Below are 12,339 nucleotides of genomic sequence, written 5' to 3' on the forward strand. Positions count from 1 at the left end.
GGTCAGACAGTGTCGTGGATCATCCGAGTTCACCGCAAGCACAAAACAAAAAGGCCGCATGAAAACCTGAGGGTTGTCATGCGGCCATTTCAGTACAGCACCTGTTAAGCCTTAGCGGTCTTCGCCGGGCGCTTGTCTTCAACCGTCCACTTGCCGCCATCGTAGTACGCTTTCCAGCCAGTCGGCTTACCGTCGACTTCAGTCTGTACGTACTGCTCTTTGGTTTTACGGCTGTAACGGATCACAGCAGGCAGACCGTCCGGATCTTTCTTCGGTGCTTCGCAGAGGAAGTGGTACTTCGGATCGATCTCATCCTTGTGCGGCACAATTTCCATGACCAGCGGAGCACGCGTCTCGCGGTTTTTCGGGAATTGACTGGCCGCCAGGAACAGGCCGGAAGCACCGTCGCGCAGGATGTAAGTGTCGTTGACCTTTTCGCATTTCAGCTCAGGCATCTTCACCGGATCCATCTTCGGCGGCGCTGCATCACCGCTTTTCAGCAGTTTGCGGGTGTTCTTGCACGTCGCATTGGTACAACCGAAGAACTTGCCGAAACGGCCGGTTTTGAGCTGCATCTCGCTGCCGCACTTGTCGCATTCCAGGCTCGGACCTTCGTAGCCCTTGATGCGGTAGCTGCCTTCTTCGATTTCGTAGCCGTCGCAATCCGGGTTGTTACCGCAGATGTGCAGCTTGCGCTTCTCATCCAGCAGGTAAGCATCCATCGCCGTGCTGCAAATCGGGCAGCGGTGCTTGCCACGCAGGACCAGCGATTCCGATTCACCCTCGTCGTCCGCAGCGATTTCATCGCCCGGCACCAGGTTGACCGTGGCCTTGCAGCGCTCTTTCGGTGGCAGGCTGTAGCCCGAGCAGCCGAGGAACACGCCGGTCGATGCGGTACGAATCTGCATCGGACGACCGCATAGCACACACGGAATATCAGTCATCACCGGTTGGTTGGCGCGCATGCCGCCTTCGGCGCTTTCGGCTACTTCGAGTTTCTTCTTGAAGTCGCCGTAGAACTCGTCGAGCACGTTTTTCCAGTCGCGCTCGCCCTGAGCCACGTCATCGAGGTTCTCTTCCATGCCAGCGGTGAAGCCATAGTCCATCAGATTGGAGAAACTCTCGGCCAGACGTTCGGTAACGATGTCGCCCATCTTTTCCGAGTAGAAACGACGGTTGTGCAGCGCTACGTAGCCACGATCCTGGATGGTCGAAATGATCGCCGCATAGGTCGAAGGACGACCGATGCCGCGTTTTTCCATTTCTTTAACCAGGCTCGCTTCCGAGTAACGCGCCGGCGGCTTGGTGAAGTGCTGGGTCGGATCAAGCTTGATCAGCTTCATCGCGTCGCCCTGAGCCATGTCCGGCAGCACGTCGTCATCGCCTGGCTTGGCAATTTGCGGCATGACGCGGGTGTAACCGTCGAACTTCAGGATGCGGCCCTTGGCGCGCAACTCGAAGTCACCGGCACCGACGGTGACAGTGGTCGACAGGTATTGGGCGGGCAGCATCTGGCAAGCGAGGAACTGGCGCCAGATCAGCTCGTAGAGCCGCTCGGCATCACGCTCCATGCCCGACAGCTTGCTTGGCTCGGTGTTGGCGTCGGACGGACGAATCGCTTCGTGAGCCTCCTGTGCGCCTTCCTTGCTGCTGTAGACATTCGGGTTTTCCGGCAGGTACTTCTTGCCGAACTCGCCTTCAATATAAGTACGCGCCATCGTCACGGCATCGGCCGAGAGGTTGGTGGAGTCGGTACGCATGTAAGTGATGTAGCCGGCTTCGTACAGACGCTGGGCCATCATCATGGTTTTCTTCACGCCGAAGCCCAGGCGGTTACTCGCGGCCTGTTGCAGAGTGGACGTGATGAACGGTGCCGACGGCTTGCTGCTGGTCGGTTTGTCTTCGCGCTTGACGATGCTGTAGCTGGAAGCCTTGAGCTTCTCCAGCGCGGCCATGGCCTGGGCTTCGTTAAGCGGCTTGAAGGCTTCCCCTTTCTCGCGAGCGACATCAAAGCGCACGGTGGCGCCCTTGGCGGTGCCGAGGTCGGCGTGAACTTCCCAGTACTCTTCCGGGTTGAACGCGCGGATTTCACGCTCACGCTCAACCACCAGCTTCACGGCTACCGACTGCACGCGACCGGCGGACAGACCACGAGCCACTTTGGCCCACAGCAGTGGCGAAACCATGTAACCCACCACGCGATCGAGGAAACGACGCGCCTGTTGGGCGTTTACACGATCGATGTCCAGCTCGCCCGGTTTGGAGAAGGCTTCCTGGATCGCTTTCTTGGTGATTTCGTTGAACACCACGCGCTTGTAGCGGCTGTCATCACCACCGATGGCTTCGCGCAGGTGCCAGGCAATGGCTTCCCCCTCGCGATCCAAGTCGGTTGCGAGATAGATGGTGTCAGCATCTTTGGCGAGCCGGCGCAGCTCTTCGATGACCTTTTCCTTGCCCGGGAGGATCTCGTACTTGGCTTTCCAGCCATGATCGGGATCGACACCCATGCGCGAGACCAGCTGCTTGCGCGCCTTCTCTTTCGGCGTGAGCACCGGACCTTCACCCGCGGCGGCCTTGCCGCGCTTGGCGGCTGGCTCTTTGCTGGCGCTAGCCGAACCGCTGGTGGGCAGGTCTCGGATATGGCCGATACTCGACTTCACCACGTATTGGTTACCCAGATACTTGTTGATGGTCTTGGCCTTAGCCGGGGATTCCACAATGACCAGCGATTTGCCCATGGATCAGAAAATTCCTGAATTCTAGAAGTGAAAGGCGGTTGGCGCCTGACGCGGCACCGCTATATATAGTGGCTACAAGGTGAGGTCAAGCGCAGGGTATTGCGCGCACTCAGCTTATGGCTTGGAAAAAAGGCTTGGTTCGGCTTGCACCAAAGCAAAGCGTGGCACCTGTTCGCCGTCAACCTCGACCGACTCCAGGAACATGCTCAAGGGACGCACCCAAAAGCCGTAATCGCCATACAGGGCTTGGTAGAAGACCACTTCTTCTTCGGTTTCCGAATGCCGCGCAACACTGAATACGCGGTACTGCGGACCTTTGTAATGTTGGTAGAGCCCAGGTTGTATCGGCATGGTTTGGCCCTCGCTCAAATCTTTTCAAAATAAAAACAAAAATAAATTCAGAAAAACAAAAACCGGGGCACTTGGCCCCGGCTTCCTTCAACGAAACGCTTAAACGCGTTCGAAGACGGTGGAGATGCCTTGGCCGAGACCAATGCACATGGTGGCTACCCCGAAGGTGCCGCCATTTTGCTTCATCACGTTCAACAGAGTGCCGGAGATACGTGCACCGGAGCAACCGAACGGGTGACCCAGGGCGATCGCACCGCCGTGCAGGTTAACCTTCTCGTTCATCTTGTCGAGTACTTTCAAATCTTTCAGCACTGGCAGGGCCTGTGCGGCGAAAGCTTCGTTGAGCTCGAAGAAGTCGATATCGTTAATGCCAAGACCCGCGCGCTTCAGCGCTTTTTGTGTGGCCGGTACTGGACCATAGCCCATGATTGCCGGGTCCACACCTGCCACTGCCATCGAACGAATCACCGCCATAGGCTGAATACCCAGGTCCTGTGCACGCTGCGCCGACATCACGATCATGCACGAAGCACCATCGGTGATTTGCGACGAAGTACCGGCTGTCACGGTGCCGCCCTTTGGGTTGAACGCTGGCTTCAGAGCCGCCAGGCTTTCCAGGGTAGTTTCCGGACGAATGGTTTCGTCGTAGTCGAACAGTTTCAGGAAACCGTTCTCGTCGTAGCCCTGCATCGGGATGATTTCGTCTTTGAACTTGCCTTCCAGTGTCGCCTTGTGAGCGAGCTGGTGGGAGCGCACGCCGAAAGCGTCCTGTTGTTCGCGAGTAATGCCGTGCATTTTACCCAGCATTTCAGCGGTCAAACCCATCATGCCCGAGGCTTTCGCCGCGTACAGAGACATGTGCGGGTTCGGATCGACGCCGTGCATCATGCTGACGTGACCCATATGCTCGACGCCGCCAACCACGAACACGTCACCGTTGCCGGTCATGATCGCTTGCGCAGCAGTGTGCAGAGCGCTCATCGACGAACCACACAGACGGCTGACGGTCTGGCCGGCAGCAGTGTGCGGGATCTGAGTCATCAGGGACGCCATGCGGGCGATGTTCCAGCCCTGCTCCAGGGTCTGGTTCACACAGCCCCAGATCACGTCTTCGACTTCGCTCGGATCAACCTTGACGTTGCGTTCCAGCAGTTTACTGATCAGGTGCGCCGACATGTCTTCAGCGCGGGTGTTGCGGTGCATGCCGCCCTTGGAGCGGCCCATCGGAGTACGACCGAAGTCGACAATCACGACGTCTCTAGGATTCAAGCTCATATATTCACTCTCACTCTAGTTGGGGGCGCTTAACCGAAGAACCGCTGGCCGGTTTTGGCCATTTCACGCAGTTTTGCGGTCGGGTGGTACAGCGCGCCCAAATCAGCGTACTGGTCAGCCAGGGCAACGAACTCTGCAACACCGATCGAATCGATGTAGCGCAGCGCACCGCCACGGAATGGAGGGAAACCAATACCGTAGACCAGACCCATGTCGGCTTCGGCAGCGGTTTCGACAATGCCGTCTTCCAGGCAACGCACGGTTTCCAGGCACAGCGGGATCATCATCCAGTTGATGATGTCTTCGTCAGTGACTTCGCGCTGTTCGAAAACGATCGGCTTGAGCACTTCCAGTACCGACGGATCAGCGACTTTCTTCTGCTTGCCGCGCTTGTCGGTCTCGTAGGCGTAGAAGCCCTTGCCGTTCTTCTGGCCCAGGCGCTTGGCTTCGTAGAGCACGTCGACGGCCGAACGACGATCGTCTTTCATGCGGTCCGGGAAGCCTTCAGCCATGACGTCACGACCATGGTGACCGGTGTCGATGCCGACCACGTCCATCAGGTATGCCGGGCCCATCGGCCAGCCGAATTTTTCCATGACCTTGTCGATACGGACGAAGTCCACGCCGGCGCTGACCAGCTTGGCGAAACCGCCGAAGTACGGGAACAGCACGCGGTTGACCAGGAAGCCCGGGCAGTCGTTGACGACGATCGGGTTCTTGCCCATTTTCTTGGCGTAGGCAACGGTGGTGGCAACGGCCACTTCGCTGGACTTCTCGCCACGGATCACTTCAACCAGCGGCATCATGTGCACCGGGTTGAAGAAGTGCATGCCGACGAAGTTTTCCGGACGCTTGAGGGCTTTGGCCAGCAAGGTGATGGAAATGGTCGAGGTGTTGGACGCGAGGATGGTGTCCTCTTTGACCTTGTCTTCGACTTCGGCCAGAACGGCTTGCTTGACCTTCGGGTTCTCGACAACGGCTTCGACGACCAGATCGACGTGACCGAAATCACCGTAGGACAGGGTCGGACGAATGCCATTGAGCACTTCGGCCATTTTCGCCGGAGTCATGCGACCTTTATCAACGCGGCCCACCAGCAATTTGGCAGCTTCGGCCAGACCTTGCTCGATGCCGTGCTCGTTGATGTCTTTCATCAGGATCGGCGTACCTTTGGAGGCCGACTGATAAGCGATACCGCCACCCATGATGCCAGCGCCCAATACGGCAGCCTGCTTCACGTCCTTGGCGATTTCGTCGTAGGCCTTGGCCTTTTTCTTCAGTTCCTGATCGTTCAGGAACAGACCGATCAAGCTCTGCGCGGCAGAGGTCTTGGCCAGTTTGACGAAACCGTTGGCTTCGACTTCCAGTGCCTTGTCGCGACCGAAGTTCGCGGCTTTCTGGATGGTTTTGATCGCTTCGACCGGTGCCGGGTAGTTCGGGCCCGCTTGACCGGCCACGAAACCCTTGGCGGTTTCGAACGACATCATTTGTTCGATGGCGTTGAGCTTGAGCTTTTCGAGCTTCGGCTGACGCTTGGCCTTGTAGTCGAACTCGCCGGAGATGGCGCGCTTGATCAGCTCCAGGGCCGCTTCCTGCAGTTTCTCAGGGGCAACCACTGCGTCGACTGCGCCGACTTTCAGCGCGTCGTCAGGACGGTTTTCCTTGCCGGCGGCAATCCATTCGATGGCGTTATCGGCACCGATGATGCGCGGCAGGCGCACGGTACCGCCGAAGCCCGGGTAGATGCCCAGTTTGACTTCCGGCAGACCGATCTTGGCCTTGGTGGACATGACGCGGTAGTCAGCCGCCAGGCACATTTCCAGACCGCCACCCAGGGCGATGCCGTTGATCGCGGCGACAGTCGGGACGTTGAGGTCTTCGAAATCGCTGAAAATCTTGTTGGCTTCCAGGTTGCCAGCAACAAGCTCTGCATCAGGCAGCTTGAAGTTCTCGACAAATTCGGTGATGTCGGCGCCGACGATGAATACGTCCTTGCCACTGCTGACGATCACACCCTTGATCGAAGCATCTGCCTTGATGGTGTCTACGGCCTGACGCAGTTCGTTCAGGGTTAGACGGTTGAACTTGTTGACGGACTCACCCTTGAGGTCGAATTTCAATTCGACGATGCCACTTTCAAGAGCCTTAACCGTGATGGCTTTACCTTCGTAAATCATCAACTGATCTCCACGATATGGAAGCTGAACAGTACACGTCGGACGCAGGCGAATGGCTCGGCAAGGACGTTTAACGTCAATGCTACGCCCATCCACCCGGCACACCCGCCAACGCGATAGTCGGGATTCTGTAGGAGCGGTCTGTAATACAAACGCTCAATTCATACGCCCGTTTGATTTGGGTACGTCACCTTCACGGAATTTCCGACAATTGTCAATCGCCCAAAATACGGGTTGAAACGCGACTTTCCGGTCATTTCCGTAACACGAAGACCTGCAACACACGGCTGCATGTGAGGCCATTCATAGGATCAATAGTTAGAAAAGTCGCCCTAATTCGCTGCAGCCGTTGTTTGACAAGCTACGCTGGCGGGACCTTGAGGAAAAAACATCAACGCTTTCGGCGAATGCCCGGCGTAATATCAGCGCCACACAGAATTTCCGGCCTGCCTGGCCAACTCCAGCCCGATGATGATGTCGGGCTTTTTATTGCCTGTCTGCCGGACGTTTCGCGCCATTGCGGCGCGAAATTTCCGCGATTTATGCCAGCGCTTTCAGCACCGCATCAATATCCTGCAAAACCGTCGCTTCGCCCTTCTCGCCCCAATACAACGTGATCATCTGCTTGTCTGCTTCGACCTTGTAAACGTTGTCCGGCAACTTTTCGAAATGAATCAGCAGCGCAGGCTCCTCGCAGACCTCCTGCCACTGATTGACCCACACACCCGGCGCTTTTTGCCAATAACTCCAGCACGCCGGCCGATTGCCACGCCGCGGTCGATGGTACTGGGCGCAAGGGCTCGGCGGCTCCTGGCTCAGCCAGTGTGGCCACTCCTGAGGCGCCAGTTGCATCGCCAATCCGATGCGTCGCGCCTCCATGCGCAGGGCCATGCGGCCGCTTTGGTGGCGCGACGGCCGCAACCATGCCAGTGGACTCAGTACCACCAACATGATTGACACCACTATCCAGACCGTCATATCTGTACTCCCGATTCTTGATGAGCGCATTGAGTCACTTTGAAAACAATGCGCTTGAAACCAGCCATACTTACCAATATTGCAACCCTCAGGAGGAGCACCTCATGCCCTACAACCACATTCTGGTCGCTGTAGATCTAACCGAAGAGTGCGATCCTGTAATCCACCGCGCTCGCGAACTGTCGGTGAGCAACGGGGCGAAGCTGTCCCTGGTGCACATTGTCGAGCCAATGGCCATGGCCTTTGGTGGTGACGTCCCCATGGACCTGTCACAACTGCAACAACAGCAGTTCGATCAGGCCAAAGAACGCCTGGACCGGCTGATCGTGAAGTATCCGGAACTCTCCAAAGAATACAGCCACCTGACCTACGGCCAGCCACGCCAGGAGATCCACCACCTGGCCAAGGAACAAACCTGCGACCTGATCGTGGTGGGCAGCCATGGCCGACACGGCCTGGCATTGCTGCTGGGCTCGACTGCCAATGACGTGCTGCATGGTGCGCCCTGTGATGTGCTCGCGGTGCGCCTGATCAAAAGTTAAACCACAGCTCCTGCAAAAAGCCCGGCGCTCATCACTGAACGCCGGGCTTTTTTATAGCAGGATCAATCAGGCATCCAGCTCGGCCCAGCGCTCGACCATTACGTCGAGCTCAGCCTGCAATTGCTCCAACTGAGCGATCACTGCAGCGGTCTCGGCAGCAGGACGCTGATAGAAACCGGCGTCGGCCATTTGCGCCTCAACGGTAACGATCTGCTGTTCCATGGCTTCGATCTGGCCCGGCAACATTTCCAGCTCACGCTGCAACTTGTAGCTGAGCTTCTTCTTCGCCACCGGCGCTTCGACGACAGCAGCGACTGGCGCAGCTTCGGCCGTCACGACCGCGGAGGTCAGGTCGGCTTTGCCGGACTTGCTCTCGGTCACGCCCAGCAGGCGCGGCGAGCCGCCCTGACGCAGCCAGTCCTGATAACCACCGACGTATTCGCGAACCTTGCCTTCACCTTCGAAGACCAGGGTGCTGGTGACCACGTTGTCGAGGAATGCCCGGTCGTGGCTGACCATCAGCACGGTGCCGTTGAAGGTCAGCAAGACCTCTTCCAGCAACTCGAGGGTTTCGACGTCGAGGTCGTTGGTCGGTTCGTCGAGGACCAGCAGGTTCGCCGGTTTGCTGAACAGTTTCGCCAACAACAGACGCGCACGCTCACCACCTGACAGCGCCTTGACCGGCGTGCGGGCACGCTGCGGGCTGAACAGGAAATCGCCGAGGTAGCTCAGCACGTGACGGCTCTGACCATCGATATCGATGAAGTCGCGACCTTCCGCAACGTTGTCAATTACGGTCTTTTCCAGGTCCAGCTGATGGCGCAACTGGTCGAAGTAAGCCACGTCGATACGCGTCCCCTCTTCCACTGTGCCGCTGGTTGGCTGCAGACCGCTGAGCATCAGCTTCAGCAGTGTGGTTTTGCCGGTACCGTTGGCGCCCAGCAGACCAATACGGTCGCCGCGCGTCAGGACCATCGAGAAATCCTTGATCAGGAACGGGCCGCCCGGGTGAGCGAAGCTCACGTTCTCGAGGACCATCACCTGCTTGCCGGACTTGTCAGCGGTGTCCAGCTGAATGTTGGCCTTGCCGGTGCGCTCGCGACGTTCGCTGCGCTCGACGCGCAACGCTTTCAATGCGCGTACGCGGCCTTCGTTACGGGTGCGGCGCGCCTTGATGCCCTGACGGATCCAGACTTCTTCCTGAGCCAGCTTTTTGTCGAACAGTGCGTTGGCGGTTTCTTCAGCGGCCAGCGAGGCTTCTTTGTGCACGAGGAAGCTGGCGTAGTCGCCGTTCCAGTCAATCAGGCCGCCGCGATCCAGTTCCAGGATGCGGGTGGCGAGGTTTTGCAGGAATGAGCGGTCGTGCGTGATGAACAGCACGGCGCCCTGGAAATCCTTCAGCGCTTCTTCGAGCCAGGCAATTGCACCGATGTCCAGGTGGTTGGTCGGTTCGTCGAGCAGCAACAGATCGGGTTCGGACACCAGAGCCTGAGCCAGCAGGACGCGACGACGCCAGCCGCCGGACAACTCGGCGAGGGTCTTGTCGGCCGGCAGCTGCAGACGGCTCAACGTGCTGTCGACCAATTGCTGCAAACGCCAGCCATCACGGGCTTCGAGGTCGTGCTGGACGTGCATCAGTTTGTCCAGGTCGGCGTCTGTGACGATGTTCTGGCTGAGGTGGTGATACTGCGCGAGCAGCTCGCCGACACCGTCCAGGCCTTCGGCCACCACGTCGAACACGGTCCGCTCGTCGGCTACCGGCAATTCTTGCGGCAATTCGCCAATCTTGAGGCCAGGTGCGCGCCAAACGGAGCCTTCGTCAGGCTTCTGGTCGCCCTTGACGAGCTTCATCATGCTGGACTTGCCAGTGCCATTGCGGCCGATGATGCACACCCGCTCACCACGGGCGATCTGCCAGGACACCTTGTCCAACAACGGCATAGCGCCGAAAGCAAGGGACACATCGCTGAATTTGAGCAGGGTCATGAGCTTCTCCAAAAACCGGGCGCGCATTCTACCTGACTTGAGGCTTCAGAAGGCCGGCAATTTCACCTTCGCGACACTCTGCATGACAAATGTTGCGAACTGATGCTGACAGGCCGGCAAAGCTTTCACCCGCTGCTGGCAAAAGGCTAAGCTACAGACAATTCAGTGCAGGCCATGCCCGCACTTGTCATGATTTCTCTGCCCGGACGTCTCATGCGCAGTCGCCTTTTCAGTCTTTTATCCTGTTTTCTTTTGTCTGCCACTGCCGTTCAAACCGCCCAGGCAGTGGACCTGTCCACCCAGCGTCAGTATTACGATGAAGCCAAGCGTGCCCTCGCCAAAGGGGATACCGGTCCTTATTTCCGCTACAGCCAGGCCCTCAGCGATTACCCGCTGGAGCCGTACCTGGCGTATGACGAACTGACCGCCCGCCTTAAAACCGCGAGCAATGCCGAAATCGAGAAATTCCTCGCCGAGCACGGTGACCTGCCCCAGGCCAACTGGATGAAGTTGCGCTGGTTGCGTTGGTTGGCCGAACGCGGCGACTGGGCGACCTTCGTCAGGTACTACGACCCCAAGCTCAATTTCACCGAACTGGACTGCCTGAACGCGCAGTATCAGATCGGGCATAACCAGAAAGCCGAAGGTTACGCCAACGCCAATAAACTCTGGCTGACCGGCAAATCCCAACCCGCCGCGTGCGATGCGCTGTTCGGGCAATGGGCTGCCGAAGGCCAGTTGACCGAGCAAAAACGCTGGGAGCGCACCAAACTTGCCGCCCAGGCGCGTAACTATCCGCTGGCCAACAGCCTGGTCAACGGCCTGACCACCCTCGCCCCTCGTGGTCGTTTGCTGATTGATGTGGCGCAAAAACCCGAACTGCTCAACCAGCCGTCGCGCTTCACCCCGGCCGATGAGCCGATGTCTGACGTGGTCAGCCTTGGCCTACGCCGCTTGGCCAAGCAAGACCCGGACAAGGCCATGGAGCTGCTCGACGGTTACGCCAGCAGCATGCACTTCTCCCGTGATGAGAAAGTGGCCATCGCCCGTGAAATCGGCTTGACCCTCGCACGACGTTTCGACAGCCGCGCGCTGGACGTGATGACCAAGTACGACCCGGAATTGCGAGACAACACGGTTTCCGAATGGCGCCTGCGTCTGCTGCTGCGCCTGGCCCGCTGGGACGACGCCTATCAACTGACTCGCCGCTTGCCGCAGGACCTGGCGACCACCAACCGCTGGCGCTATTGGCAAGCCCGAAGTCTGGAACTGGCGCAACCGCAGAACCCGGAAGCGCAGACGCTGTATAAGGGCCTCGCCCGCGAGCGTGATTTCTACGGTTTCCTTGCCGCTGATCGCTCGCAGTTACCCTATTCGCTGGTCAACAAACCACTGGTGCTGAGCCAGGCGCTGATCAACAAGGTGCGCAATACACCGGGCGTGCGTCGGGCGCTTGAGTTTCACGCTCGTGGACAGATCGTCGACGGTCGCCGTGAGTGGTACCACGTCAGCCGCCACTTCAGCCGGGACGAAATGGTTGCCCAGGCGAAACTGGCCTACGACCTGAAATGGTATTTCCCGGCAATCCGCACCATCAGTCAGGCGCAGTACTGGGACGACCTGGACATCCGCTTCCCGATGGCCCACCGCGAAACAATGGTGCGTGAAGCCAAGGTTCGCGGCCTGCACTCGAGCTGGGTGTTCGCCATCACTCGCCAGGAAAGTGCTTTCATGGACGACGCCCGTTCCGGCGTCGGCGCCAGCGGCCTGATGCAACTGATGCCCGGCACCGCCAAGGAAACCGCGCGCAAGTTCAGCATCCCGCTGGCCTCGCCGCAGCAAGTGCTGGACCCGGACAAGAACATCCAGCTCGGCGCCGCTTACCTGAGCCAGGTCCACAGCCAGTTCAACGGCAACCGCGTCCTCGCCTCCGCCGCCTATAACGCCGGCCCGGGTCGCGTACGTCAGTGGCTGCGCGGCGCGGACCACCTGAGCTTTGACGTCTGGGTGGAAAGCATTCCGTTCGACGAAACCCGCCAGTACGTACAAAACGTGCTGTCGTACTCGGTGATCTACGGCCAGAAGCTCAACTCACCGCAACCGCTGGTGGATTGGCATGAGCGCTACTTTGACGATCAATGAGCCCGCGTTGAAGCACTGACGAAAATGCCCGCATCGATTGATGCGGGCATTTTTTTGGTTCTTCACGGATTACCGGGAAAGACGCTCTTGATCTTCATGAAAAAGAATTCGCTATCCCTGTAGCCGTACGCCATCCGTTTGATGACTTTG

8 protein-coding genes are annotated in these 12,339 nt (G+C 58.5%); 2 read left to right on the forward strand and 6 right to left on the reverse strand.

Annotation, left to right across the window (positions count from 1 at the left end):
- Positions 1-104 precede the first annotated feature (104 nt).
- The 5 genes from topA to QF010_RS25480 all read right to left on the reverse strand — a co-directional run bounded on the left by topA (position 105) and on the right by QF010_RS25480 (position 7,519).
- On the reverse strand, positions 105-2,738 hold the full coding sequence (gene topA, locus QF010_RS25460) for a type I DNA topoisomerase (RefSeq protein ID WP_033061924.1): 2,634 nt from the start codon (positions 2,736-2,738) through the stop codon (positions 105-107).
- Positions 2,739-2,852: 114 nt separating this feature from the next.
- On the reverse strand, positions 2,853-3,089 hold the full coding sequence (locus QF010_RS25465; RefSeq protein ID WP_007953059.1) for a DUF1653 domain-containing protein: 237 nt from the start codon (positions 3,087-3,089) through the stop codon (positions 2,853-2,855).
- A 99-nt stretch (positions 3,090-3,188) separates the two neighbouring features.
- Positions 3,189-4,364 (reverse strand): acetyl-CoA C-acyltransferase FadA, encoded by a 1,176-nt coding sequence (gene fadA / locus QF010_RS25470; RefSeq protein WP_008007076.1) that lies wholly within the window; start codon positions 4,362-4,364, stop codon positions 3,189-3,191.
- A 29-nt stretch (positions 4,365-4,393) separates the two neighbouring features.
- Complete coding sequence (gene fadB, locus QF010_RS25475) at positions 4,394-6,541, reverse strand: fatty acid oxidation complex subunit alpha FadB (protein ID WP_033061926.1); 2,148 nt, start codon at positions 6,539-6,541, stop codon at positions 4,394-4,396.
- Positions 6,542-7,081: 540 nt separating this feature from the next.
- Positions 7,082-7,519, reverse strand: coding sequence for a hypothetical protein (locus QF010_RS25480; RefSeq protein WP_033061927.1), 438 nt, complete (start codon positions 7,517-7,519; stop codon positions 7,082-7,084).
- A 104-nt stretch (positions 7,520-7,623) separates the two neighbouring features.
- Here QF010_RS25480 and QF010_RS25485 point away from each other — a divergent pair, with 104 nt between their 5' ends.
- The gene (locus QF010_RS25485; protein ID WP_008151425.1) at positions 7,624-8,061 is read left to right on the forward strand and encodes a universal stress protein; all 438 of its coding nucleotides are present in this window, start codon (positions 7,624-7,626) and stop codon (positions 8,059-8,061) included.
- A gap of 66 nt (positions 8,062-8,127) precedes the next feature.
- Here the strand turns inward: QF010_RS25485 and QF010_RS25490 are convergent, their stop codons facing one another.
- Positions 8,128-10,047: an ATP-binding cassette domain-containing protein gene (locus QF010_RS25490; protein WP_429534175.1), complete on the reverse strand. Its 1,920-nt coding sequence runs from the start codon at positions 10,045-10,047 to the stop codon at positions 8,128-8,130.
- A 213-nt stretch (positions 10,048-10,260) separates the two neighbouring features.
- Here QF010_RS25490 and QF010_RS25495 point away from each other — a divergent pair, with 213 nt between their 5' ends.
- Positions 10,261-12,189: a transglycosylase SLT domain-containing protein gene (locus tag QF010_RS25495; protein ID WP_033061929.1), complete on the forward strand. Its 1,929-nt coding sequence runs from the start codon at positions 10,261-10,263 to the stop codon at positions 12,187-12,189.
- The last annotated feature ends 150 nt before the right edge of the window (positions 12,190-12,339 follow it).

This window comes from Pseudomonas silensiensis (assembly GCF_050434865.1).
GTDB classification, from domain to species: domain Bacteria; phylum Pseudomonadota; class Gammaproteobacteria; order Pseudomonadales; family Pseudomonadaceae; genus Aquipseudomonas; species Aquipseudomonas fluorescens_W.